The organism is Haloterrigena sp. H1 (genome assembly GCF_005938085.1).
GTDB lineage: Archaea > Halobacteriota > Halobacteria > Halobacteriales > Natrialbaceae > Natrinema.
This window is the reverse complement of the sequence record NZ_SMZK01000002.1, coordinates 247,682-274,153: the sequence shown is the minus strand read 5'-3', so window position 1 is coordinate 274,153 and position 26,472 is coordinate 247,682. Positions and strand designations below refer to the sequence as shown.

At 59.3% G+C, this 26,472-nt stretch carries 20 protein-coding genes; 8 read left to right on the top strand and 12 right to left on the bottom strand.

Features of this window, described 5'->3' with window-relative positions:
* Positions 1-103 precede the first annotated feature (103 nt).
* The 4 genes from E2L06_RS16665 to E2L06_RS16645 all read left to right on the top strand — a co-directional run bounded on the left by E2L06_RS16665 (position 104) and on the right by E2L06_RS16645 (position 3,967).
* Positions 104-427: a hypothetical protein gene (locus E2L06_RS16665; RefSeq protein ID WP_138782781.1), complete on the top strand. Its 324-nt coding sequence runs from the start codon at positions 104-106 to the stop codon at positions 425-427.
* A gap of 94 nt (positions 428-521) precedes the next feature.
* Positions 522-2,297, top strand: a complete 1,776-nt coding sequence (locus tag E2L06_RS16660; RefSeq protein WP_138782780.1) for a nitrite/sulfite reductase — start codon at positions 522-524, stop codon at positions 2,295-2,297.
* Between the two features lies 1 nt (position 2,298).
* Complete coding sequence (locus E2L06_RS16655; RefSeq protein ID WP_171052414.1) at positions 2,299-2,622, top strand: DUF6360 family protein; 324 nt, start codon at positions 2,299-2,301, stop codon at positions 2,620-2,622.
* 202 nt (positions 2,623-2,824) lie between these two features.
* On the top strand, positions 2,825-3,967 hold the full coding sequence (locus E2L06_RS16645; protein ID WP_138782779.1) for a pyridoxamine 5'-phosphate oxidase family protein: 1,143 nt from the start codon (positions 2,825-2,827) through the stop codon (positions 3,965-3,967).
* 27 nt (positions 3,968-3,994) lie between these two features.
* On the opposite strand, the gene E2L06_RS16640 is transcribed toward E2L06_RS16645, so the two are convergent.
* Positions 3,995-6,301 carry a PAS domain S-box protein gene (locus tag E2L06_RS16640; RefSeq protein WP_138782778.1) on the bottom strand — a complete coding sequence of 769 codons (2,307 nt, stop codon included), beginning with the start codon at positions 6,299-6,301 and terminating at the stop codon, positions 3,995-3,997.
* A gap of 165 nt (positions 6,302-6,466) precedes the next feature.
* Between E2L06_RS16640 and E2L06_RS16635 the strand changes: the two genes are divergently transcribed.
* Positions 6,467-8,707, top strand: coding sequence for a PAS domain-containing sensor histidine kinase (locus E2L06_RS16635; RefSeq protein ID WP_171052413.1), 2,241 nt, complete (start codon positions 6,467-6,469; stop codon positions 8,705-8,707).
* A 230-nt stretch (positions 8,708-8,937) separates the two neighbouring features.
* Here the strand turns inward: E2L06_RS16635 and E2L06_RS16630 are convergent, their stop codons facing one another.
* The 5 genes from E2L06_RS16630 to E2L06_RS16610 all read right to left on the bottom strand — a co-directional run bounded on the left by E2L06_RS16630 (position 8,938) and on the right by E2L06_RS16610 (position 14,341).
* Positions 8,938-9,489: a cysteine hydrolase family protein gene (locus E2L06_RS16630; protein WP_138782776.1), complete on the bottom strand. Its 552-nt coding sequence runs from the start codon at positions 9,487-9,489 to the stop codon at positions 8,938-8,940.
* 186 nt (positions 9,490-9,675) lie between these two features.
* Entirely contained in the window at positions 9,676-10,077 is a 402-nt protein-coding gene (locus E2L06_RS16625) for a hypothetical protein (protein WP_138782775.1), read from the bottom strand.
* A gap of 212 nt (positions 10,078-10,289) precedes the next feature.
* Positions 10,290-11,492 (bottom strand): glycosyltransferase family 2 protein, encoded by a 1,203-nt coding sequence (locus E2L06_RS16620; RefSeq protein WP_138782774.1) that lies wholly within the window; start codon positions 11,490-11,492, stop codon positions 10,290-10,292.
* A gap of 300 nt (positions 11,493-11,792) precedes the next feature.
* The gene (locus tag E2L06_RS16615; protein ID WP_138782773.1) at positions 11,793-12,872 is read right to left on the bottom strand and encodes a signal peptidase I; all 1,080 of its coding nucleotides are present in this window, start codon (positions 12,870-12,872) and stop codon (positions 11,793-11,795) included.
* 77 nt (positions 12,873-12,949) lie between these two features.
* Positions 12,950-14,341, bottom strand: a complete 1,392-nt coding sequence (locus E2L06_RS16610; RefSeq protein ID WP_138782772.1) for a nitrous oxide reductase accessory protein NosL — start codon at positions 14,339-14,341, stop codon at positions 12,950-12,952.
* A 236-nt stretch (positions 14,342-14,577) separates the two neighbouring features.
* On the opposite strand from E2L06_RS16610, the gene E2L06_RS16605 reads away from it, so the two are divergent.
* Positions 14,578-15,009 (top strand): hypothetical protein, encoded by a 432-nt coding sequence (locus E2L06_RS16605; RefSeq protein ID WP_138782771.1) that lies wholly within the window; start codon positions 14,578-14,580, stop codon positions 15,007-15,009.
* Positions 15,010-15,504: 495 nt separating this feature from the next.
* Positions 15,505-16,584, top strand: coding sequence for a transglutaminase (locus E2L06_RS16600; protein ID WP_249361481.1), 1,080 nt, complete (start codon positions 15,505-15,507; stop codon positions 16,582-16,584).
* Positions 16,585-17,075: 491 nt separating this feature from the next.
* Here E2L06_RS16600 and E2L06_RS22055 read toward each other — a convergent pair whose 3' ends face one another.
* A complete protein-coding gene (locus E2L06_RS22055; protein ID WP_171052412.1) occupies positions 17,076-17,216 on the bottom strand; it encodes a hypothetical protein in 141 nt (46 codons plus the stop codon).
* A 481-nt stretch (positions 17,217-17,697) separates the two neighbouring features.
* Between E2L06_RS22055 and E2L06_RS16595 the strand changes: the two genes are divergently transcribed.
* The gene (locus E2L06_RS16595) at positions 17,698-18,132 is read left to right on the top strand and encodes a CBS domain-containing protein (RefSeq protein WP_138782769.1); all 435 of its coding nucleotides are present in this window, start codon (positions 17,698-17,700) and stop codon (positions 18,130-18,132) included.
* Positions 18,133-18,412: 280 nt separating this feature from the next.
* On the opposite strand, the gene E2L06_RS16590 is transcribed toward E2L06_RS16595, so the two are convergent.
* The 5 genes from E2L06_RS16590 to E2L06_RS16570 form a co-directional block, all read right to left on the bottom strand.
* Positions 18,413-19,195, bottom strand: coding sequence for a hypothetical protein (locus tag E2L06_RS16590; protein WP_138782768.1), 783 nt, complete (start codon positions 19,193-19,195; stop codon positions 18,413-18,415).
* A 265-nt stretch (positions 19,196-19,460) separates the two neighbouring features.
* Positions 19,461-21,932, bottom strand: coding sequence for a DUF5059 domain-containing protein (locus E2L06_RS16585; RefSeq protein ID WP_138782767.1), 2,472 nt, complete (start codon positions 21,930-21,932; stop codon positions 19,461-19,463).
* Positions 21,933-22,152: 220 nt separating this feature from the next.
* The gene (locus E2L06_RS16580) at positions 22,153-23,277 is read right to left on the bottom strand and encodes an ABC transporter substrate-binding protein (protein ID WP_138782766.1); all 1,125 of its coding nucleotides are present in this window, start codon (positions 23,275-23,277) and stop codon (positions 22,153-22,155) included.
* Positions 23,278-23,405: 128 nt separating this feature from the next.
* The gene (locus E2L06_RS16575; protein ID WP_138782765.1) at positions 23,406-24,260 is read right to left on the bottom strand and encodes an ABC transporter ATP-binding protein; all 855 of its coding nucleotides are present in this window, start codon (positions 24,258-24,260) and stop codon (positions 23,406-23,408) included.
* Positions 24,260-25,369, bottom strand: a complete 1,110-nt coding sequence (locus E2L06_RS16570; RefSeq protein WP_138782764.1) for an iron ABC transporter permease — start codon at positions 25,367-25,369, stop codon at positions 24,260-24,262. The genes E2L06_RS16575 and E2L06_RS16570 overlap by 1 nt, the downstream gene beginning before the upstream one ends.
* Between the last annotated feature and the right edge of the window lie 1,103 nt (positions 25,370-26,472).

Below are 26,472 nucleotides of genomic sequence, written 5' to 3'. Positions count from 1 at the left end.
GAACCCGATGCCGTCGTGCCGTTTTCCGCGAGAACGGCGTCGCCACGTCGGTAAGGTTTGCACGGGACGATAGACGAAGGGAGACAGTGAGCCAACTCCACGTATGTCGATCGCCCTGCGAACGCTCGACGACGGCGCATGGATCAGCGTCAACGACAGTCGCCAAGTGAGCGTCAGCGATGTCTGGACCCTTACGACTGGCACGTTCTGTGACTGTACCCCGGCGTACGTCCTACTCGAGGCGTTCGTCGACGTCGACGTCGACGGCTCGACCGTCGTCGCCCACGCAGTCGGACAGTGTCTCGAGTGTGGCACGCGCGATTCGATCGAGGCGCTTCCCGTCGGCCGCATCGTAAACGACGACTTCCGCCCGTACGATCCCGAGGGCGTCCAATGGCTCGTCGAACCCGACGGCGAGCGCACGTAAGCCAATAGTGGCAAAGACGACCGGAACCACTGAGACGCGGGGAGAACTGACGACAGACGACGTGTCTTATGTGTACCCTCCATATGCGGTCGTAATGGCTACTGACGTCGAACAATGGAAGGACGAACTCTACGGCACGGAGATTCGTGCCGAGATCGAGCGGTTCGCCGAGGAGGGCTGGGAGTCGATTCCCGAGGACGAACGAGACGCCTGGTTCGAGCGGTTCAAGTGGTACGGTCTGTACCACCAGCGGGCCGGACAGGAATCCTATTTCATGCTGCGGATCGGCCCAGCCGGTGGCGTCCTCGAGCCGGGCCAGTTCCGGCGTATCGTCGAGCTCGCCGACGAGTTCTCCCGCGGCCCCGCCGAAAACCCCGAGTTCGGTAACGGCTGGCTCGACGTGACCACCCGACAGGCGATCCAACTGCACTGGATCCGACTCGAGGACATCCCCGAAATCTTCGAGCGGCTCGAAGAGATCGGCCTCTCTACAGTCCAGGCGTGTGGTGACTCCTGGCGGAACATCGTCGGCTGTCCGGTCGCCGGCAAGGACAAACACGAGCACGTCGATGCGAGTGCCCTTGCCACCGAACTCAACAAGACCTTCAAGCAGAACGAAGCACACTCGAACCTCCCGCGGAAGTGGAAGGTCTCGGTGACGGGCTGTGACGAAGGCTGTGGCCAGGGCGATATCAACGACCTCGCCTTCGAACCCGCCGAGAAGGAGATCGACGGGGAGACAGTCACCGGCTACAACGTCCGCGTCGGTGGTGGCCTCTCGCGCAACGAGCCGCGATTCGCTCGTGACATCGATGTCTTCGCCACCCCAGCGCAGGCCGTCGACGTGGCGGGTGGGCTCTCCGCGCTCTTCCGCGACCACGGCGACCGCGAAGACCGCTACAACGCTCGCATGAAGTTCCTCGTCGACGAGTGGGGCCCGGAGAAGGTCCGTGAGACGCTGCAGGAAGACTACGTCGACTTCGAACTCGAGACGGCTGGCGACGACCTCCGCGAGGCGTACTCGTACAACGCGGGCGACGCCGACGGCAAACACGACCACGTCGGCGTCCACGAGCAGGTCGACGGGAAGTACTACGTTGGATTGAACGTCCTCGTCGGCAGGATCGGCGTCGACGACGCCTACGAGATCGCCGACGCGGCCGAGACGTACGCCTCCGGCGAAGTGCGGCTGACGCAGCGCCAAAACATCATCCTCACCGACGTTCCTGACGAGAATCTCGACGCGCTGCTCGCAGAACCCGTGTTCGAGGAATATAGCCCCGACCCGCATCCGTTCCAGCGCGGCTCGATCGCCTGTACGGGGACCGAGTTCTGCTCGCTCTCGATCGTCGAGACGAAAAACCGGCAGGTTCGCTACGCCCGCTGGCTCAAGGAAAACGTCGATCTGCCAGACGGCGTCGAGGACTTTCACATCCACCTGTCGGGCTGTACGGCCTCGTGTGCCCAGCCCCAGATCGCCGACGTCTCCCTGCGAGGGATGAAGACGCGCAAGGACGGCGAGCCAGTCGAAGCCCTCGACCTCGGGCTCGGCGGCGGACTCGGCGAGAACCCACAGTTCGCGTCCTGGGTCGCCGAACGCATCCCCGCGGACGAAGTCCCCGGCGCGATCGCGAACTTACTCGAGAACTTCGCGGCTGCCCGCGACGGCTCCGAGAGCTTCCGGGAGTTCGTCCTCGAGCGAGACGACGACGAACTCGCCGACCTCGTCGAGCCAGCGGAGACGGACTACGACGATCCGTACATGCACAACACGAAGCGCACCTGGTACCCCTACGCCGAAGACGATGACCTCGAGGCGAGCCCAGCGCCCGCACGCGCCGACGGCACACCGATTCCATCCGACGACTAACATGGCTGATCGATTGATGAAAGTCAACGCGTACACGACCCTCGATCTCGTCGACGCCGTCGTGACAGGCCACGACTTCGAGACGGAATCGCTGGCCGTCGTGAACGCAACGGCTGAGAGGGACGATCCCGACTGCGTTCGGTTGCAGTTCGAACTGGACAACATGACCGAGGACCATCTGCCCGCGCATATGGAGGAACTCGAGTTGACGCCCGCGCAGGCTCGGACGATCGCAGCGGACCTCGAGAACCATGCAGCACGCGTCGAGGAGGCACACGACACGCAGTCGGCTGCAGACCGTTCCGACACCGATCGTAGTCACTGACAATCGCTGCACATCCGATCGCACGACGGGAGCGCGGTTCAGAGAGCACCGTGAGCGAGAACCGTGGACGATGCGATCGGTGTGGAACTCATTTCAATTGTTACGATAACCGTCACTCAAGCGACACTCGCTCGTGGACGGACGGGCACTCGATCACGATGGGCGAAACGTATAACTGTGTGACATCTGATTTTATAAATAAATGGGGACCAACAGTGACCATGAGGGAGACCGGACGCGGGGCCCGACGCTGTATCTCGAGTCAGGTACGCTCGAGTCCGACGAGGCGTTTTGTACCGAGGTGTTCGACGACGCGGTCGAAGGCGAGTACCGCGTCGTCCAGTTGACGTCCTCACAGTCGTTCGAATCGCTTCGCGATGCGCTCGACGTTCAGTTAGAGCGAATCAACGATCCCTCGGAGGCGGCCGTCATCATCACGACACCGCAGTCCGATGGGGGTTCGACGAGGACAGTCGTCGGTGAACAGACGCCGCTGTACGGATTTCAGGTGGATCCGCAGGATTTGACCGGGATCTCGATCGTGTTCTCCCGTCTCATCGAACGGTGGGACGAAATCGAGGGGTCAGTGAAGATCTGCCTCCGCGACATCGAGTCGCTCTTACCGTATCACGATACGGACCTGATCTACCGCTTTCTGAATACTATCCTCGCGACCCTGCAGGGCGCGGGGGCCGACGTCCACGTCCACTTCCATCCAGCGGCAGCCGACGAACAGACACGCCGTCTGTTCGAATCGTTGTTCGATCGCGTCGTCGAACCACAGGATTCACCGCTCGAGTCCGTCGCGGACGCCGAGTCACCGACGGAGACCGGGCAGACGGCAGCGACGACCGCCAACGAGCTCGAAGAAGGAGGCGACGAGTCCGACGGGAGCGCAGAGACGGTCACTCCCACGACGATGTCGGACGACGAGATCGATACCTTCCTCGGATCGGAGGGCTACGGCGTGCTCGCCTTCGATGGGGAGTCACCGTACGCGATTCCGATGTCGTACGGATACGACGCCGACGAACGGGTATTATACATGCATCTGGCAGCGTTCGATGGCAGCGAAAAACAGGCCCGACTGGAACGCTCGGCCGCGGCTTCGTTCGTCGTCTCGCGGTATGCGCGGCCGGACCAGTGGCGCAGCGTCATCGTCGATGGCTCGCTGTCCCCACTCTCCCGCGACGAGGTTCGACAGCGAGATGTGCTCGAGGTGTTCGCCGAAAGCGACCTCGCATCGGTCGACGTCTTCAGTCGAGACACCGCGTCGATTTCGTTCGACTGGTACGTCCTCGAGCCGGCGACGATCAGCGGTCGTCAAAGCGCGCGGTCGTTGTGAACGCCAGCCGTGATCGAGAGCAATCGCTCACGAGGTCGCATGCAGCGTGAGCTCGATTGTGTTTCCGCGCGGGCTGTTTGACCTGGCCTGAATGTCGCCGTTGGAGTGTTCGATAATCCAGTAGACCAGCCACAAACCCAGTCCGCTCCCGTGAGAGAGCGGGTCGAGCTGTTCTTCACCAGTCAGGATACGGGCATCTTCCGCGGGGATGCGTGGTCCGGTATCCGAGATGCAGACCGAGACGGTTCCATCGTCGTTACGTGTGACTTCGATACTGATCTTGGACGGTGACCGATCGTTGTGAACGAGCGCGTTCTCTAGCAGTTCCTCGATCGCTCGCTCGATGTTCATCGTTGCCTCGACGAAAACGGGGGCCGATGCACGAACCTCGATCCGTCCGTTCGAATACTGGGATCGGAGTCGGTCGGCACACTCTCTGATCGTTTCGACGAGTTCAATCTCGGTGCGGTGAGGCCGGCTCGAAACAATCTGAACGATTTCCCGTTCCTTTGAGACCGTCTCGAGCAGGCGATCACAGCTCGCGACGATTTCGCGAGCGTACGTGGCTTCGTCTCCGGGAGTGGCGTCCGTGATCGTCTCAGCATAGCCACGAATGACTGCCATTTCGTTGTGGAGGTTGTGTCTGAGCACGCGATCAAGGACCCGAAGCTGTCGAATTCGGTGCTTGCGGTGCGTGATATCGCGAACGAAGGCGACGAACCGGTCGCGTGGGTCATCGGTCGCGATTCGACTGACCCAGACTTCGACCGGGTAGGTCGAGCCGTCCGCCCGCCGGTGTCGGCCGTCGACCTCGACTTTATCCACTGCTCCGGGATCCATCGATCTCCATTTGTTTCGCAGTGTCGCTTCATCGATACCGCATTCGATCTCGGCGATGTTCATGGAGAGCAACTCGTCTCTGGTGTAGCCGAGCATCTCGACGAGCGCCTCGTTGACGTCGAGTACGGCACCATCCACGTCGTGGACGACGATGCCGTCCGGTGCTTGATCGAAGAGCACACGAAGCCGTGATTGACTCCGCTCAAGATCGTGTTCGCGCTGTTTCCGCTCGGTGATATCACGCTGGATAGCGACGAACCCCTCGATCTCGCCCGTCCCGTCGGCGATGGGTGCGATCGTCTGTTCGGCATGATAGCGCTCGCCGGCTTTCGTCTCGTTGACGATCGATTCGTCCCACGTCTTCCCGTCGAGGACCGTCGCCCACAGCCGCTCGTAATAGTCGTCGTCGGTGTCATCGGACCGGAGAATGTTCGGCTTCCGACCGATGGCTTCCGCAGACATATACCCGGTGATCGTCTCGAATGCGGGATTGACGTACTCGATGGTTCCGTCGACGTCAGTAACGAAGATGGCGTCGGCAGCCTGTTCGATGGCGCGTTGGCGGCGGCGCAACTCTTCGCGCATTTGCACGTCGTCGAGGGCGTATGCGATCGTCTCTCCGAGTTCGGCGAGCAGTTCCCGCTCGTTCGGTTTGAACGCACCCACCCGGTCCGCGTAGACGTTCAAGACGCCATAGAGCGCGCCGTCGTAGACGAGCGGAACCGAGACACTCGAGCGGTAGCCGCGGTCGAGCGCCTGCTCGCGCCAGGGTTCGTAGGCCGGATCGTCAGGCACGTTTTGCATGACCTGTATTTCACGGGTACGGACAGCTTTGCCGGTTGGACCCTGTGCGGTCGGTTCCTCATCCGTCGTGATACTGATCTGCTCGAGGTAGCCCGCTTCGACACCGGCTGCGGCCCGTCCCGTCACTGTGTTCGATTCGGGATCGTGCTCACCGATCCAGGCGAACAGGTAGGACTCGGACTGGCTGATGATCTCGCAGACGCGCCGATCGATCTCGGACTGCGTCGATGCGTGAACGAGTGCCTGATTGAGATCACGGATGACGGTGTTGATCTGCTCGAGTTTCGCTGCCCGCTCCGTCGCCAGCTCCTGGGAGACTGCATCGAGAATCTGTGTCGCCAAGAGCGGATACGCGTCTTGGTCGGGTTCGCACGGCAAGTACTCCGTCACGCCGGCGTCGACTGCCTTGCGGACGCACTCGCTCGAGTGGTCGGAGGGACACAAAAAGATCGGAACCGACGGATCGGAGTTGCGAACCGTTTTAATCACGTCAATCCCTGAACCATCCGAAAGTCGGCGTTCCGTCACGATGCAGTCGAACGCACCAGCGGCGAACCGTTCAAGACCGTCGCACATCCGCGAAACTGTCTCGACGGTAAAGACCGCAGTCTCGTGGCCGTCGGCTGGTGCAGCCACCGCCTCGAGAGAAAGGTGATCACCGACGTGCAAGACAGACACCGACGTAGTCATACCCGTTCTTTTTAGCTGATGACCAAAATGATTGTGTAGCGACGCAAGCACAATCACGGCACGGAACGGTCAGACAGCCCAGCCGAGTGTTCACAGTATAGGCACTCTTATTGATGAAACAGGCCGTGAATGTGTATGGCCGATCAGAATCGACCGGACCGTCGTGTGGCTGGATCTGACGAGAGCGACCGCGCGTTGTCGGCGAGCCAATCGCAGCCAGCCTCGGTAACCGAAGCTATTTTCACCGCCGTCGAAGACGCGATTGCCGTTTTCACGGTCGAGCGCGACGGTTTGGAACCGACCTTCCGGTTCCAGCGAAACAACCACTCCCACGAAGAACAGACCGGAATCACAGCGACCGCGTGCCGTGGCCGATCACTCCGTGACCTTCTCGGCGAATCGGACGGCACTGTGGCAGCCAGCCGGTTTCACGAGTGCGTTTCTCGACGTGACCCCATCGAATACGAGGAAACGCTCGAGTTCCCTGCCGGAACTGTCGAGTGGCAGACGACACTCACGCCGATCGTCGAGGACGGCACACTCACCACGATCGTCAGCGTGTCGCAGGCAGTCTCCGAGGAAACGAGTCGCGACCGCACACTCCAGTCACTTCAGCGTGCGTACGAAACACTCTTCGAGCACGTTCAGGACGCCCTGTTCTTACTCGATGTCGGCGAAGACGGAACGATCCGGTTTCAGCGGTTCAACGAGCGCGAAACCGAGTTTACAGGCAAGTCAACTGCCGATGTCCGTGGGAAGACACCGGTCGAAGCCTTCGGAGACGACCTCGGGGCCGAACTCGAGGCGAAGTATCGCGAGTGTCTCGAGTGCCAAGAGCCAATCGTCTACGAGGAGGAACTCCAGTTGAACGGCGAGACGACGGTCTGGCAGACCAAACTGACGCCGATCGTTGTCGACGGACGTGTCGAGCAGATCGTCGGTTCAGGACAAGAGATGACGGCGCTCAAAGACCGCGAGCAGGCGCTCGAGGAGAGCAGGAATCGCTTGCGAGCGTTGTTCGACAAGTCGCCGGACGCGATCGCCGTCCACGATGCGGCTGGAGAGATCATCGACACGAACGAGCAAAACACCGAGAACCTCGGCTACTCACACGCAGAACTCACTTCGATGAACGTCACAGATTACGAGGTCGGACTCGACTCGGAGGACGCACGCGAGCTCTGGGCGGCAATGGACGTCGACGAGACGGTAAAGGTCGAGGGAAAACACGAGCGAAAGGACGGGTCGACATATCCGGCTGAAGTCTGGATTACCAAACTCGAGATCGGTGACGAGCCGCAGTATCTCGCAGTCGGTCGCGACATCACCGAACGTACCGAGCGTGAACGAGAACTCGCGGCCGAACGTGATTTCCTCGACACGGTTATCGAGAGCCTCCCATATCCGTTCTACGTGCTCAACGCCGAGGAATACACGATCGAATACGCGAACTCGCATGCAGCCGTCGAAACGGGCGATACCTGTTACGAACTCACCCACGGCCGGGACCAGCCCTGTGATGAGGGCGAGGATCCGGTCCCGTGTCCGATAGCCGAAATCGAGAGAACGGACGAACCGGTAACGGTCGAGCACGTCCATCTCGACGAAGAGGGAACCGAACGGACCTTTCAGGTGCACGCGAACCCGATCTATGACGACGACGGGACCCTCGTTCGGCTTGCAGAGAGCAACATCGACATCACGACCCGCGTCAAGTACGAGCGACAGCTCGAGACCCAGCGGGACAACCTCGAGGTGCTCAATCAGGTCGTGCGCCACGACATCCGTAACGACCTCCAGCTCGTCCTCGCATACGCGGATACGCTCGCGGAGTACGTCGATGCGGATGGCAAAGCGTACGTCGAACAGGTGCTCACGGCGGCTCGCGACGCCGTCGAGATCACGGAGACAGCGAGAGACGTGACGCAAGTGATGCTCCAGTCGGATGCCGACCGCTATCCCGTCAACCTCCAGCAGATCCTCGAAGCGGAAGTCGACAACGTGCGCTCGAGCCACGAACGAGCGGTCGTCTACATCGAAGGCACGATCCCGGACGTCGACGTGCTCGCCGACGAGATGCTGGAGTCGCTGTTCCGAAACCTGTTGAAAAACGCGATCAGACACAACGACAAGGAGATTCCGAGTGTCACGGTCACAACAATGCGAGCTGACACGCACGTCAGGATTCGGATCACAGATAACGGTCCCGGAATCCGAGATGCACACAAAGAACAGATTTTCGAAGAAGGTGAGAAGGGACTCGACAGCGACGGAACCGGACTCGGGCTGCATCTCGTGAAGACGCTCGTCACTCGCTACGATGGGCGCGTCTGGGTCGAAGACAACGATCCGGACGGGAGCATCTTCGTGGTGGAGCTTCCGGTTGACGCCGAGAAAGACCCCTGATACGGACTCCTGTCATACGGACTACTGTAAGTCAGTGCCGGTGCAACCGCGGGCGGTCGCAATTGCACCGGTACGTCGTTACAGCAAACCGTATTCAGTCATGTCTGGTTGGCCCGCGGCCGTTCTGGGGCCCATCGGAGAGCGAGACAGTAGACCGTATCGAGCGATCCGAAAGCAGAACGGGAAATCGATATAAAGCCGAGTTCCGACAGCGTGCGGTCGCTCGAAAGCTACGCAGCAGCCTCCCACTCCTCAATGAGCGCCGCAGCCGTCGTGAGGTCGGCGTTGTAGACTCGCTCGAGATAGTCGAGACCGTTCTCGTGTTCGTCTTCGGTGAACGCGTCGACACAATCTTTGGGGACGATGATCTCGTAGCCATTGAAAAAGCCGGTTGCCGACGAGTGGCGGACACACATGTTCGTATGCAGGCCGGTCATTACGAGCCGGTCAACGCCGAGGCTGCGGAGGTGTTGGTCGAGTCCGGTCCCGTAGAACGCATCATAGAACCGCTTTTCGAAGATGTGGTCATCAGCCTCGGGCTCGAGTTCGGGAATGACGGCTGCACCCGCCGTCCCACGCATCGCATGCTCTCCCCAGACCTCCAGTTCGAAGTCCTCCGGCCGATGTGCATCGTTGGCATAAATCACTGGAACGTCGTGTGCACGAGCCGCCGGCAGCAACTCATCACGGAGGGTTGGAATGATGTTTTGAGCCCGCTCTGCTTCGATTTTACCAGTCACGAAGTCGTTCAACATATCGATGACAATGACAGCATCACTCATACGTAGTTGTTAGTTGGATCAGCGGAAAGCATTTCGGCAACGTATCCTGATTGTCCAGTAAAAAAGCTATTTGCGTGATAATCGAACATCAGTCTCGATATCCTCACCGGGCTTTACAGTAAGCCGCTCTCCTTACACATCATGACGCTTCCATCGTACGTTTCACTCGAGTGAGGGGTCGAGGCGTCATAACTGTGGCACACCTGGTGAATCCGCGGAGATACATTCGAGCCCCTTTTCGATCACCGGCGATCCATCGTACTGGACCGTGCCGTGACGCCAGTCGTATGTGATGAGTCCTGCCTGTTCGAGCCGTGGCAACTGATGGTGATGGAGGTCGATGTCGATCGCGTCTCTGTCCGGCTGGGTCGTCTGATTCGGATCCTGCACTTCGGACTCGAACACCACCTCAACTAACTGTGATCGATCAGTCTCGAGGGACTCCATATTGACGAGATGGGTGAGAATACACACCCGTCGCCACTCGGCGAGGACGGCAAAATCAGGATCGGTGGTGGTACTGACCGAAGCTGCGTCCGCGTCCGCTCGCTCATCGGAGTGTGGGTGTCGCCAGAACGTCCAGGCCATATTCAGAGCAGCGGGCGACTCGATGAAGTATCTTCCTAGGAGGGATATTGAGCCGTCTGTATCACTCCCCTATCAGTAGTTGGTAATACGGTTTCTTTATTTAGAGTGTGGCGTGAAACTCGCGATGAGTACAGGCGAAGTGGTTCCCGGAGGTGCAATCGGTCTCACCGATAGCTATCACGAACAGCGTACTGCTCCCATGGACGGAGACGTTACCGGCTTTTTACAGCCCGAGGTTTCTCTTCGTCATCACCTTCTTGGTGATCGTCCGATTCTCTGTTATCACTCACTATCTCTTCAGCTACGTCGTCGGTCAGCTGTGTGGGTGGCACCTTCTGCGTCACGCGGAAGGTTTTGGTCGGACGGAGAATCGCCCACAACGCCCCTGCTGCGTGGAGTACTGCAACGACTGGGAGCGAGACGAATAATCCAACTAATACGCGGAATCGTTCTGCGTAGTACCAATAGCCGATAAATCCCCACGCAAACATCCCCACGATCTGAACGCCAATGGCGACTTCATAGAGGGACGGTAGGAAGACGATTGACACGGGCGTCACTAGTGGAATCAAGAGCAACGGGGACAGCGCCACAAGTCCCCAGGCTGCGTTCCGGAGCAACGACAGCAGTTGGTACTGTCTGGGTAACAGATGCGAGTCGAGGGATGCACCCGAAATCCACCGACGTCGTTGTCTGATCAGTTCCCCGACTGACGGCGGTGCCTGATTGAGAAGTTTCACTGGGAGGACTGCCATCTCCCGGTCTGGGTCAGCGAATGCACGCCAGATAAAATTCGTATCCTCGGTGACTGTCGGAACGTCCCACGTAACCTCCTGCTCAACGACTGTTTTGACGGCGAACCCACCACCCCAGGCATATAATGGATAGCGAAATCGCGGAAACACGCGCTGTTCAATCTGAAAGCCCATGCGGAAGATTTCCGCAAAATAACACAACCACGACCCGGTCCGAACCGGCCGTTCCATCAACTGGACGATATCGGCATCGGGAAACCGAGGGAGTGATGGAACAATAGTATCTTCGTCAAGATAGAGGACAAACGTTTGATCTGTGGGCACGTGGCGACGAGCCCACTCGGCAGCTCGTGCTTTTCGCGTTGCTTCACAGGTAAACGACTCAGGCACGACGTGAACCGTTGCGCCATCGATGTCGATGTCATGTTCGGCGATCACCCGCACGTCGCTCAGTTTTGCAGGAAGCGAATTGACGGTCTGCTGGACAACCTCTTGGGCATCAATAGTCATCACCCGAACCTGAATGTCGGAGAGGTCGTGCTCGGCAGGTCGCTTTCGTGCTTGCCCAACAACGAGGACTTCTACAACCCAGAACGCCGTTGTCACAAAGAAAATTATGAGAAACGTCCAGGCTACTACTGAATAAACAGTATTAATCACAGTAGAAACATCTGATGTGCTGCATCGTATTGACTGTTCATTTTGTGGTAAAATGACTCTTGCTTATAGATACTTCTTTGAGTTGGGTTGTGTTGGATCGTGTAGGGACGGCCAGTTCGCATACCTACTTACCGGCTAACATGCGGGTGCGCCGACACTGACAGGAGTCCGTATGAGGGAAAACGGTGAGCGTCAGCGGTGAAATCCACGTTGAGAAGGGGAAGCGGGTTTTCCGTCGAACTGACGAGACACCAGCTTTGACGACAGATTCTGCGGAAAGAGCTGATCGATCCGCGTTCGTCACTCACGGACGTCCTCGATGACGAGAACGCGGCCGAGGGCGTATGCACCACCACCGAGCGAAGCGACGATCATACCGTACGGCAGCCACGGGTGAACATCGTAGAGTCCGCCGATCATGGATCGTGGCAACACGCGTAGATATCGTCGCTCGTAGATCGACCGCTCGAAGTGGCCCGTTTCTTCAGGTGCCTCGAGCGTCGCCTCAACGGCTGCGCTGTCTTTCCCCGACACTACCACTGTCTCTCGCTCGAGGTCGACTCCCTCGCTCGACTCGAGGTAGACGACGATCGGTGTGAATCCGGTATTCGAGATCTGATATGTCGTCTCGGTAGTCTCGCCGGGCTCGACGATCAGGTCGCCGTCGGGCGCTGGCTGTGAACTGACGAGTGTCATCGACTGCGCTCCTGCTGGGACGAGCATCGCGGCCGACGCGCCGACCACCATGAAGAGTGAGAAGGCGATAACCAGCCGCCGTGGGGTGACACCAATGTCGTCAGTTCGCTCTCGTGTATCGAGCGTCGACCGACGCCTGTCACGGACGGTCTCGAGGGCGTACCCGACGAGCGAGACCACCAGGACCGCAGTGGCGACGCCGTTGATCCCGCCGAGTTGGGAGCCGGTCTTGTCCAACACCCATTGCTGTGTGGTGACTACGACCGCATCCAGTTTGGCCGCTGCCATTCCTGCCCCCGGAATTGTGAGAACCGTCCCGCCGAGTTGCAGAGCCCTCGCGACGATTCGGTCCTCGGTGACGGGTAGATCACCCTGATCTTGATCGGTCACTGGATTCGCATCGCCACGCGTTATGTAGCCGTCTGCAGTCTCGTTGACGACGCGGTGGGTTACCAGTTCGCCATCAGTCGCCTCGTAGACGACGACATCGCCTGGAGTTGGGTCGCCTGTGACGGCGGCCGGAACAGCGACAAAGCCGTCGTTGGCGTCGATCGTTGGCTCCATACTGTCGCTGGTGACGTAGCCGAGCAGGATCGGCTGGCCGAGTAACTGGCCGACAAGGAGCGCCGCAACTACGATAATCAAGATGATCTTGAGCAGCCGTGTGGTAGTTTGGAGTATCATGGTGTGTCGGTCTACGAGAGCGGCCAGCCGCCGACGAGCGGCAGTCGGCGCGGCTCGTGGTGCTGGAGCAGGTATGCTTAGTTGAATCCAGGCCGATATTTTTCAGCGATGCCGGCGTCGAAGTTGTCGAACGTGATTATAGCTTCCTCACCGAGGTCATCGTCGGTGTTGACGTAGCCGACGGCGTCGTCGTTGGTAGTAAACGCACGTGGATTTGCGCCCATCATCCCGTATGAGGTGTCATAGTCGAGGACGAAGTACGCCTCGTGTGCGTTGATGAGATCAGTCCCGTCGCCGGCGCGCTCGCCACTGCTGTCAAGGTCGGTGAAGTCGACGACCCAAGCGCCTTCGATGGGTTCATCCGGGACATCAACCTTGTCGCCGTCGTACTTCATGGGGTCGACGGCGTAGGTAACCAGACACCCAGTGGAACAAAACTCCATCCGGTCGCCGTTCGCGTGGGTTAGTTGCGCGTGGGCAGTATCAAACATTTCCCCTTTCGTGTCCATTCCGCAGACGGCACACTTTGCGTCGCCGAACGTGATTGGCGCATCCTCGACTTCCAGAGTCCCGCTGGCCTCCGCCGTCGACTCGCCGTATTCGGCCCCAACCGACCAGTCGGTTCCGTCGAAGCGCAGTGGACCGTGCCGGCCGGTCTCGGTGTTCTCCGCAGCCAAATCGTTATAGACGGTCGGGACATCGAATGTCGCTTCCGCTGGTTCGTCTTTGGGTACCGTAACAGTCTGTTCGTCGACGAGTGTGTCTTCCACATCGAGGGTCACGGTCGCCTCGCCGCTGTAGTCGCCGTCGGAGACAGTCGCCGTGACAGTGAAGTGATTGTCCGAGCCGACGGTGAGTTGTCCGGGCGCGCTGACAGAGAGATTCTCGCCACTTTTGGTAACCTCCTCTTCATCGCTCTCGTCTCCAGTTCCTCCGTTAGCGTCATTGGGCGAGGCAACGAACATTACAGTTCGATCCCCATCGTCGGCTTCAGCGTCAGGCAAGGCCTGTTGAAGGTCGTCGTGATCGGTCGTGTCGGCGCGAACAGTGATCGGCATGCTGTTGTCGCCCGAGACACCTTCGAGTGGGACACTGTTTTCCTTGCCAACGATCGAGCTGCCGTCGTACCGATAATCGAGAACAGCGTCCGTATCGTCGCCGAGCCAGTCCTGGTCCTTGACGTGGACGTTGATAGCCTGCGTTTCCGTGTTCGTCACCTGAAGCAGGTCGTCGAACCGAATCCAACCGTGCTTGTGAAGATCGTCGAGAATCAACCTGATTGGATTGGTGTCCTCGACGTACTCGCTTGCATCTCCCGCATAGTCGTCGTTTACTTCGACGTGAAAGTGGCCGTTTCCGGTCCCGATCGAAACGGCGTGGCCGACACCGGACGCGCTGAATGCACTCGTGCCGAACAGCAGTCCGGCACCAGCAGTTGCCGACCCAAACAGGAACAGGCGTCGTTTCACGCTAGATCATCTCCGTTCGATCGGCCGCAGTGTTTCGTCGGTCGAACCCGGATCGCCTGGTGACTATCGTTTTCCGACATACTACGATTGGATGGTCCAAACCATATTTATTAACAACTTCTGGTGTATTTATCGAATAAGGGTGGTTCACTTCTAGAATATGCCGGACTAGTCAAATGATCGTTCGGAAATTGTACCACAACCCTCATAGCCGACCGGACGGCTCACTTGAGACGATGAACCTAACACGACGTCGTCTGTTCGCTGCGCTTGCGGGCGGGTCATCGCTTCCACTTCTCGTCGGGACTGACGGTGTCTCCCGTGTCGGCGCCGGTCACACAGCCAGTATTGACACGTCCGATGACAACTCGTACCTCTCTCTGGATGGCGCCGCCTTGCGGGAGCCAATCGCTGAATCGGAGGCAACGATAACGATAGATTCCCAACTCGAAGAGGTGACGGTGACGACACTCAATGCCAGCGCGTTCGAATTCGATCCGACTCCGCCGATTTCGCTCGAGGAGCCGGTTTCCGTGGAGGTAACGCTCACCGACGGACAAACCGGTGTCGTCACGGACACTGTCACGATCGAACTTGAAGGACCGAACGTTCGCGCCGTCGTCGAGCGGCCCCTTCATGTAGAGGAGGATACAGTAGTCGATTCGTGACTGGACTCACTCACGATAGCCGAGGCCGAAGCACCCTCTGCCAGGATGAAGGTTCACCGGAAACCGCCTCGCGGCCCATGAGTATGCGCCTCGGTCCCAGTCGGTCACGTCGGGTTAGGGTGAGTGTCTGCGCGGAGAAGGTATTCAACAAACACAAGCAGACAGCGACTGGCCGACACCAAACCTTACCGTCCCGCCGTTTCGAAGTCTCTCCAGACATCACAACCGTCGATTCGGTAGCGTGTGGAGGTGAAGTGTTGTGGTTCTTTCAATTTTACAGTCTAATAAGCGAACCAGACATTGATTTAGGCAAGCCTAAATCGAAAGCGACTAATTGTTTTAGGCGAACCTAAATCTTGCATGTCACAATCAGTGCGATACGGGTTGTCACAGTTACGTGTAGTATTTGTTGTAGGACTACTCTGTTGTTCGCTGATCGCTGGGGCAGGGCTCACTACCGCGTCGTCGTCGAATGTCTACGTCACCGTCTCCGACGTGACGGTCTCGAACGACGAACCGACGACCGATGAGGCTGTCACAGTCACGCCGACGGTCAGCCTCTCGAGCCAGAAAGACGGCGGATTCGAAATTACGCAAGTCATTCTGACGGCTCCTGACCAGGGGCGGGTCGACGAAGCGGACGATCTCGGCGTCATCGGATCCGGAGAAAGTATCGACGTCCCGCTTCAGACGACGTTCGACACCGCAGGCGAAAAGCGATTAGTGGTGACAGTTCGCGGAGTCAGAACAGACGCAAACGGGAGTACGCAGAAGATCGGTGTTATCGAGCGGCCCGTGTACGTTAGCGTCTCCGAGCCCTCGTCCAATCCGGTGACGGAACCACAGCTGCAGATCACTACTGACCGTGCAGTCGCTGGGTCCGACGTCCCAGTCACAGTGACGGTGTCGAACGGCGACGACAACGCGTTGACCGACCTCGCTCTCCGACTCGAGAGCGATGGAACCGTCGAAGACCCAACACGGGTTTGGCCGACGCTCGGTGCTCGAAATATGACGACCGTCGAATTCAACGTCCAGCCCGAGAACGTCGGTTCCAACAGCCTCGAGACGACGTTGGAGTACAATAGTGGGAGCCACGTAACGGCCACCCAGTCGATGCAAGTCGAACCGTTACGCGAAGACGTCGACCTGTACGCATTCGCTCTTGAACGAAACGGATCGACGGTGCTTCAGTACCGCGTCACCAACCGCGGGAACGCCCCAATTGACGATGTGTCGATTTCGGGACAAACGAACGACACTCAGTTGCCCAGTGCAACGATCGAGACTGTCGACGCAACGTCTGCTCAGACAGTGACGATTCCAGTCAACGATGCACTGGTCGGGACTGCCCAGATCGAGGCGATGTACACGGTCGGCGACCGCACAGCGCAGACAGGACAGTCTATCAACATTACGGAACCGACTGCAACGAAGTCCGAAACCGGAACCAACGGTGAACAGTCGATAACCACAGCGGGTGGGTTAGGCGGCCTGCCGTTCGCCGGCGTCGGTATCGCTCTTATAGGTCTCGTTAGTGTCGGGCTCGTTGGCTATCGCCAGTGGGATCGGTGACCAAGTTAGGTTGCTGATAGTCGGTAGCGATCGAGACGTACCACGCGCCTGGAGGGCCGCGAGGCGAAAGCCCGCGGCAGTAGCTGCATTGAGGCGCGAAGCCCACTTCCACAGACTGTCGGACAACACGGATCACACATCGATCGAACGCGAGATGCTGCCGCTAGTGGTTCGTCACGCCTGACTTTGCGGGTCGAACCGATCGCGGGTATCTGGTTCGACTCGCCCGTCGACGCGTGACGGAGTACTAACGGTGACAGGCGTCAAGACACGGCCGAGTGTTCATTGCTTGTTGTCCGACAGTATCTGCAAGCGCCGACCGAAGGGGTGTCACGAGTAGAAAGCGGTCAACCGCCAGACGGCATCCTTTTGTGCGGTTTCAAAAATAGGAGCGAGCCGCTCCGAATCACGGAGCGATTTGCGAAAATAACGCAGTGATTTTCGAGCGCTCGTGGAGACTGCGCTCGAGGCACGTCTACACCCTGTGTGGCTCAGGCTGGCTGGGTATCAAGGATGGTCACCCAGTGAGTCGGGTTATCAGCCTCGTGGTTGCTAGCGGCCCAGTTCGCATCAGCCCACTCCGTAAACGTCTGATCGATCTCGCACTTGTCACACCGCAATGTATATGTCATATGTGCACGTTCGACACGATCTGTCTTAACAGTACTCCAGTACCACCGCAGACCAGTTCGATTTTTCTCTCGAGTCCAGGTAGCGTTTGAGCATCCCATCCCCGTTCTCGAGGGGTCCACAGATCGTACGGTCGTCACTGTCGCGCTCGGAATAGAACGATGGTGACCAGAGGACGTCTTATCCGGTGTCCGTCGTTTCTGCGATGCGATGAGGTTGGGCATCCGTACCAAAAGAGCAGTATTCGCTTCGAGATTCAGGTCGTACTCTCGATCCGAGATGTGGCTCTGAGTTCGCTAAGGGTGCCACGGCGAACGGGATACGGGCTGCTCGATGAACACGTGCAAACACGGACAGCGCTCTGATCGCGAGGCCGGTTCCGATCGGTGCACACTCAGTCGATACCACGTTTATTTCTCTGGGCAGCGAAGCTCTGTGTGGTGCCGGTGTACGCTCACCGTCATCGTGGAGAGGTGATCCCCTGTGCCAGAAGTCAAGACAATCGTCCGCGAAGCAGTCGTGAGCGCGTCACCAACGACCACCCTCACCGAACTGGCAGAGTTGATGGACGACGAGAACGTCGGTAGTATCGTAATCGTTGAAGACGGCCAACCACGCGGGATCGTGACGGACCGTGATATCACGGTCCAAGCAGTCGCCCGCGGGGCAGATCCCACGACAGCGACCGCTGCCGATGTGATGAGCGACGACCCCGTCACAGTGGAGATGGACAGTGGTATCTTTGACGTGATCCGTGTGATGACGGACTCGAACGTCCGCCGGATCCCAGCCACCGACGAAGATGGACAGCTCGCCGGAATCGTCACGTTCGACGACTTCGTCGTGCTTCTCGGCCGAGAATTCAAATTGCTTGGCGAGCTCGTCGAAGCTGAAATCCCACCATACGAACATACGTGAGTGAATCTGTGACTCGGAACGATCGCGGGCAGTGACATCAGCCACCGGGCCGATCGACCCGGCAACCGCGTTTTTCGCGGTGGTTCTGGACGCCATCCAGGGGTGTTTCCATTAGATATCAACTGTCTATCGATCGAGCGTTATTCCTCATCGTCCGATCACTGGGCTTCCTCGATGCCGCGTACTGTTCAGGAAGATATCGTCGCCGCTTATGCGGGAGCCAATCCGACCAGCCGACGGCGTGATCCAACCCGCGGGAACGAACGTGCAGTGACAGCCTTCACGCCCGTCGAACCAGATGCTGCCGAATCGCTCGTTGGCACGTTTCACACACAGCGTCGAGACGGACGACCGTCGTCAAGAGCGGATACTCAACCGGAATGTCCTCATAGAGGTACTGAACGAGATCCCGATGTTGGATCCCGGCCTCGACGTTCTTGTTCGTCGTCTTCTGCAGGAACGCCTGTCGCTGCTGGGCGAGCGTTTCACACCGGTCGCGGTGGTCGGTGAGTGTCTCGTGACGCTGCTTGAGGGGGTCGAAACCGAGATCTGTCAGCGGGGTTTCGTCTGCGTCAGTGATCCACCTCACGATGTCATCGATACTCTCAGCGGCCGCTTCGAGATGCGTTTCCTCTCGAGCGAGTGCCCGGCGAAAGACCGCTATTTCCGTCTGCCGGGCGTTTGCCTCCGTGATGACCATCCGTTTGAGGTCCGCTGAGAACGGCGTCTCCGTTGTCGGCGCGAGTGCGACCGCGATCGAATCCGTGAATTCGCTCTGAATGGTCGCCAGCAGGGACTCGGAGCTGTCCATGTCGGCAACACTGTGAGGACGGATCGTCTCGTTGAACGCAGTCCGTACTGTGTGACACTGATCGTCGGTGGATGCGTTCGTCTGGAACTGGGCTCCCGCGGTTGCTGTGATCCCGGGCGACAACGATGGTGTCGGCTCAGTCGGGACGTCTGCGACCCGGTCGACGAACGTTTCGAACGCCTCGAGTTTCGCGTCGACTGCCTCCTGTTCTACCTGTATTCGCGTTCGCGCTAATTCTATGTGCTGTGTCATGAATGCGCACACACCAGAACCGTGCCATTTGAGGCAGGAAATGCCTCAGACGCCGTCTCTTCGACGCCACTAAACATGGATCGACAAATGCAGATTTTCAGTAGCGATACCATCATGGCTCGCAACAGTCCACAGAATGCGTCGCTGTCGAGTCGATCGAATTCGATTTCCGATCGAACGAGACCGGCTGTTAGACGCATGGGCTCCACTGGGTGCGGAGACACACAGTAGGCTGCGACAGCGGGCCGTAGACTGCGTCATAGTCTTATTCGACGATCACTTTCCCAACCATCCCAGCGGCTTCGTGGGGGATACAATAATATTCGTGTGTCCCAGTCGCCGCGAAGGTGTGAACGTACGACTGACCGGGTTGGACGGCACCGTTCCCGTTCTCCCAGCCGGTCTCTGCTGCGGACTGCGAGTCGAAGCCACCCGACGCCCAGTATCCGGCACTGTCGGGAATTTTGTCCTCATACGCGGTCACGGAGTGTGCTTCGCCACTCGCGTAGGTCCAGGCCACCTTGTCACCTTTCGAGACCGTGATCTCTGCCGGCTCGTATGCGACGGCAGCCATGTCGATGACGTGATCAGCGTCCTCGGGGACTCCGTCGACGACGTTCGGACCGCCGTGGAGGTCAGCGTCACTGCCACTGCCGTCGCCCGAGTTGGAGTGCGTGCCACCCGATGCTCCGGCCAGGTCGAGATCGAGCGGGAGTTTTTCGACGCTGTCGACAAGTGCGAATTGTGCGTACTGAGAGGCGTTCGCGAACGACTCGACCGCCCCACCGATATCACCCCCCTCCTGGAGCGCAGTGAGGTAAGCGTCGAGTTGTGCCTCGAAGGTTTCGTAGGCGTTGTGATCGGCCTCCTCGATCAGTTCGTGGACGCGAGCCTCCTCGAAGTGGGCGAATACGTCCTGCATTACGGCCGCAGCAGCCTCGGTGTGTGAGCCACCACTACTGCTGACGATGGCGTAAACCGACGCCAGCGCCTCCGCGTTGAACTGCTTTACGACGGGATACACGTCGTCGCCGTTGCTGGCAGCCGTGGAGATGCCGCCGAGTCGTTCTTCGAACGTCTCGTAAGTCGATTCGTCCGCCTCTTCGAGCGCCTCGTGGTAGCCGCCCGCACCGGACTCGAAGTGTTCGAACGCGTCCTGAGCGATCGCCTGTGCCCGACTATCGTTTCCGAGCGTATCGAGGACGGCTGCGTCGAAGCCGCGAGCGGCCATGTAGCCACCCTCGGCACCGCTCACCGTCGCAGTGGTGCCGGCCATCGTTTCGAACTCCAGTAGCGTCGACTGGACTCCCTCGTAATGGGTTTCGACACCGGAGTCGTTCGCGTTCTTGAACGCGTCGATCAGGCCGCTGAGATGCTCTTCTTCGAACTGGGTGTAGAGATTCTCGCTGGTCGACTCGACCGTCTCGTGGACCTCGAGTTCGTTCTGTTCGAACCGCTCGAAGAGGTCCTCTGCGATCGAGGCAGCGACAGTGTTCTGGCCCAAGCGGTACAGTTCACGGGCATCATCGAACCGCGCTCGGAAGAACGCCGCCTCGAGAAGCGGTGCGTTCGCGCCGGCGAGTGCCTCGATCCCGGCCACGAGGTTCGAATCAACTGTCGCAACAGCATCGTCGATACCGGACGCGTTTCCGTTCTTGATCGCGGACTGGAGATCCGAGAGTCCGGCTTCGAAGCCCTCGTAGGCGTCGCCGTCGGCCTCCTCGAGCGCTTCGTGTGCTCGTGCGCCTTCGAAGTGCGCGAAAACGTCGCTCGCCATCGTCGCAGCCCGGTCGGTCTCGCCACGAGCGGCGAGCCACTGGCAGTCGTACGCGCGGGCACGGTAGATGGTCAACGCGGCAGCGTGTGCGAACGACGAGGATGGGCCGCCCATCGATGCGAGTGCCGCCGCATCCCAGCCCCGGGCCTGGAGCGCTGCCATGTGACCCGCACCCGCGGCGGACTCGACGTCAGCAAGCGCATAACTGCCGTCGATAGCCGCTTCGAACGCTTCGGTGGCGCTGTTCTGGACGCGCTCGCTATTCTCGTTCCCAGCAGCCGATTCGACCGCCGCGACCGCGCTCTCGAACGCGGCGTAGGCCTCGCTGTCGGCCGCTGCGAGCGTGTCGTGGACCGCCGCCTCTTCGAAGCGACTCAGGACGTCTGCTGCGGTGGTTCGTGCCGCCTCGAAGTTCCCCGCGGCCGCGAGGAATGCGGCGTTCTGAACGGTAACCCCGAACAACTGAAGATCGAGTAGCTGCGCGGTCGTCTCGCCAGCGAGTGCCTGCTGGCTCTCGGCGAGTTGCGTGCTCGCGATCGATGTCTCCTCGCGAGCACGGCCGATGTTTTCGGCCTGGAGTCCGGCCGTTCGGAGTTCGGCCAGCGCTTCCTCGAACTCCTCGTAGTTCGATTCGCTCGTCGCCTCGAGCATCTCGTGAGCACCGTATTCCCCAGAGGCGTGCTCGAACCGGGCGAACGTCTGCTGAGCGACCGATGCGCCAGCGGCCGGTTCATCGGCGACGCCCAGCGAGAGGGCATCCCAGAGACGGGCACGCATCGCGTTCCACTCCGCGCTGACGGCCGCATTGACTGACGCGGTCGTCTCTGCCTCGTCGGTTCCCTGTGAGGCTGCTTGGGTCGCGGTGTCGTCGTCACCCTCCCCCGAAGCGCTGCAGCCGGCGAGGCCGGCTGCGATTGCGGCTGTACTCGCTGCCAATAGATCGCGTCTGCTTGGTCGCATATTTTTTAGGCTCGCCTAAAAGTTCATAACCGCTTCGATTTAGGCTGACCAAAACAGCGGCGTGGATACTGATTCCGACGAGGGAGTTATAAAACAATCGAACAGTGGCTGCCGTTGTCGGTCGTCACTGGCCGCCGATGCGTCAATTCCGTTCTCGACCGGCTCTACGTCGTTGGAGGTAGTTCCGCCGGGACGGCGCGAGGCCCTACACTCGACGATGCTAATAGTTGCCGTTGACGATGTCACTGACTGCCTTCCGGTCGTAGAGGGGCACTTCAACGTCGTAGATCTGTCTGGCCGCTCGCTCGGTCACAACGAGGTTCGTAATCGGCCCTTGGTAGAGTGGCCCACCACGGAAGACATCGCCGTTCTGGACGGCCGTTAGCTCGCTGGCGACGTTGTCGGTTTTCAGTTGGGAAACGATCGTACTCCGGAACTCCTCGGCAGTCTTCGCTTCCTGCCCGCGGAACAAGATAACATCGGGGTCGATCTCGAGGAGTGTCTCGTAGTCGACCGCTCCACGCGAGTTGTGGAAGTCCCGTACGTCCGTGTTGGCGAACGCGTCCCTGACCTCGAGCTCGCGCCACTGCTTGAAACTCGTTCCCTCGCCGATCAGATACGGTGAGAACGATCCCATACTGTCTTCGGTCGCCCACATGATGGCGACGCTCGGCCGCTGGCCCTCCGGTGGGACGATATCGGCGACGTTCGACTGGAAGTCCGCGTGGAGACGCTCGAACGCCTCGTATCGGTCCGTCTCCTGAAAGACCTGCGCCAACTTCTCGAAGGCCTCGTACAGCGTGAGATACTCGTAGTCGTGCCACCCGTAACCGGTCGAAAAGATGCTGTTACCGAAGAACGGCGTCCCGGTCGCCCCGATTCGGTCGATATCCTCCTGGGTCCAGCTGTCGGTTCGACCGAGGATGAAGTTCGGATCATTGACGAAGAGGTCGACGCTCTCGCTCAACTCGAGGAACTCCTCCGGGTTCAGTTCACCTTCCCAGAGCGATGTCATACCGCTTTTGTCGACGCTCACGCCCGGAATGTCGTCGTAGTACTGCGTGTGATAGCGACTGGCGAGGTAGACGGCTTCGGGCGGTTTCTGGCCCAGTGCGATCCCCATGTCGGCCCAGCTCCCATTGTTAGCTGCCCACGTCTTCGGGACGCTATCGAATTCGACCTCACCGACCGGTGGCATCGATACCGTGTATGGTTCACCATCCGATGCACCGCGGCCACTTCCGCTGTTTCCGGCGCCAATACAGCCAGCAAGCGAACTGACACCGGCGACCGCGCCTCCAATTGCAAGTACGTTTCGTCTCGTCCACGTTCGTTGACCACTCATCATAGTTTAGGCCAGCCTAAAAATTTAAAAGCGTTACGAAGTCGGCTGATCTATCCATGGGGCTCGCAGTCTCTCCGGTTCCTCTTAGAGTCGTGACGTGTCCATCGTTGACCACTTTCGGTGTCCAGTTATCGGTTCGGTAATGCTCGTTTGGGGAGCACCTGTAGCTCGGGTTCGTACCTAACGGTCGCCTCGACGCCGAAGACATCGGCAAGCAACTGTTCGGTCACGACTTCTGTGGGTGGCCCCCAGTCGTAGAGTTCGCCGTCGCACACCGCGACCACGTAATCCGCAAAGCGGGCCGCCTGCGAGATATCGTGGAGGACGACTGCCACGGTGACCCCCTTCTGCTCGTTTAGCTGACGGATCGTCTCGAGGACGCGAAACTGGTGGTGGACGTCCAGAAACGTCGTTGGTTCGTCGAGCAACAGGACATCCGTGTCCTGTGCCAACACCATCGCGATCCAGGCCAGTTGCTTTTGACCACCGCTCAGTTGCCCGAGTTCGGCGTTTCGGAGGTGTTCGATTCCCGCCAACTCGAGCGCGCGCTCGACTGCCTCCCGATCCGTCTCACTGACGCTGTCGAAAAATCCACGGTAGGGGTACCGGCCGTGATAGACGAGATCCTCGACGGAAATCGAGCCCAGCGAATCGTTCTCCTGGGAGAGAACACCGAGTTCGCGCGCCAGTGCTTTCTGACTGAACGAGTCGAGGTCCTCGCCGTGGATTCGAACCGTTCCCGTCTCCGGCTCGAGGTGGTTCGAGAGCGCCTTCAACAGTGTACTCTTCCCGCTACCGTTCGGGCCGACGAGTGCGGTCACCGCCTCCTCGGGGATATCGAGGCGTGCACAGTCGACGATCGGTTCCTCACTCGTCGGATAGCTCAGTTCGAGGTCCTCACCGACGAGTGCGCTGTCGATAGCGACGCCGTCATCGTCAGTGATCCGGCCCTGTTCGCGTTCGTGGTCCTGTGTGCGTGCCATTATAACTCACCCATCGATTGTTGCTTGCGCATCAGATAGAGGAAGTACGGACCGCCGACCAGTCCGGTGACGACGCCGACCGGCAGCTGGGTGCCAGACAGCGCGAGACGTGCGCCGACGTCGGCGACGACCATCAGTGCAGGGCCAGCGAAGAGACAGCCGAGTATCAGCCGTCGGTAGTCACCGCCGACGGTATTCCGAACGATATGCGGGACGACGAGCCCGAAGAAGCTGACGATCCCGGCGACGGCGATCGCAGCACTTGCAGCCAGAATTGCGACGACCGAGAGGAGAAAGCGAGTCCGTTCGACGCGCATCCCGAGCGATCGGGCGGTTCGTTCGCCCAGCAGCAACACGTTCAGCTGTCGTGCCCCACCGATCGCGATTGCACACGAGAGGATCGCTGGGAGGATCGCGATTCTGACTTCGTCCCAGCCAGTGCCCGTCAGTGATCCCGTAAGCCAAGCGACTGCCGTCTGGACGACACCGAGGTCGTCGGCGAAAAAGAACAGCCCCTGTTGGAGCGACTGAAAGACCATGTTGACGATGACGCCGGCGAGAACGAGACGGACGGGACTCGTACCGCCCTTCCAGGCGATCGTGTAGACGAGTATAAACGCAACTGCGCCTCCCAGGGTCGCGATGAGTGGCAACACCGACGCGAGCCCGCCGAAGACGATCAGCGTCGCCAGGACGGCGAACCCAGCGCCGGAGCTGACTCCCAACACGAAGGGACTCGCCAGCTCGTTGCGCGTTACGGCCTGGAAGATCGCGCCGGAGACCGCAAGCGCTGCCCCAGTGATGATCCCCACGAACACGCGCGGGAGTCGGAGTTCCCATACGACGATGCTCGCGGTACTCATCTCTGGAAGCTCCGTCCCGAACAGAAACGCCGACCAGGCGTTGACATTGAAGATCACATCGGGATTGAACACTGCCCGCCAGGCCTCGAGGAACGTCATCGAGTACTCCCCGAAGCTCACCTGGATGAGTCCAGCGATGACGGTGACAACCGTACTCGCCAGACAAAAGAGAACGAGCGTCCCTGTAACCCATCCTGCTCGTTGGTGGGAAGGTGTTTGGCCACTAACTGACTGTGTTTCTGCCATCTGTATTTAGGTGAGCCTAAAAAACGCTTAGTAGTTGTGGTTCTAGGTGGCCACATTGACGACAGGGTCAGTCACTAGAAACGTGCTGTCTTCGGAGAAGGTTCCCGGACTACTGGTGTGTCTACGGTGTGCCATCTTTACACGCGCAGTGTTTTAGGTCTTCCTAAATCCCGTGTCACGTCGGGGCTAGTCCGTCGACACCTCGCGTTCCACCTCGTCCAGTATTTTCGACTCGCTGTCCGAATCGCATCAACTATCGTAGCCACAGATGTGGATTACCGTCAGGCATTGCCGGTGCATCCGCGCACCCGCCTGCGGATGCGCCAGGACGTCGTGACAGCAGACCGTACGAACGTCTCTCGCGGAAAGTGCTGGAGGGTGCCCGATTCGAATTTCGAGGCAGTGTCAGTCCTCGATCGCGATGAGCTCACGCGCAAGCAGCGCCGAGAAAGCGTCGAAACAGGTTCGGGGTGACAGTGATGGGCACGGTTGAAAGCGAGGTTACCCTCACTACTGATCGAAAGTACGTTTCGAAAAACGCCGGCTAGAAGCCAGCGTCAGAGCCCCCCCCATCCGAGAGATGGTGTGTCAATCGGGTGGGTCTGAGATCGATCGGTGATGTGGCCATTGACGGTGGAACGATCCCAGGAGTGTGACGAGGGTCCGTGTGTCTCGAAGCCGGACAGGTTTCATCTGGCAACGACGGAATCCCCCCGTCGTCTGTGACTTTGAATCGTTTTGCAATAACCTTATTGGCCGTGTGCCAGCCACCGTGGCTATCTATAAACTATGCTGTCATTACGAGAACGAGTACGGTGAAGCCTCGGGGCTTGTCCCCGAGGTACTTCACCGTTTTGTCCGAGCGCCCAGAAACGGGCGGACGGACGCAGGCGAATTTAATTCCCCTCGACCTTCCCCGTTAAGATCGGTTGGAATTAACACCCGAACACATCGCTGGTGTCCGTGAGGGTCGGTCGCTCCACCACGACCCGACAACTCCAGTCTCACCTGCCGTAGCAGGGTGTTGAGAGGAGTCGCATTTCCAAACTTCCGAACGACCGCTTCGGATTAAGGTCTTTAACCCACGTCACGGTCGTTAAACT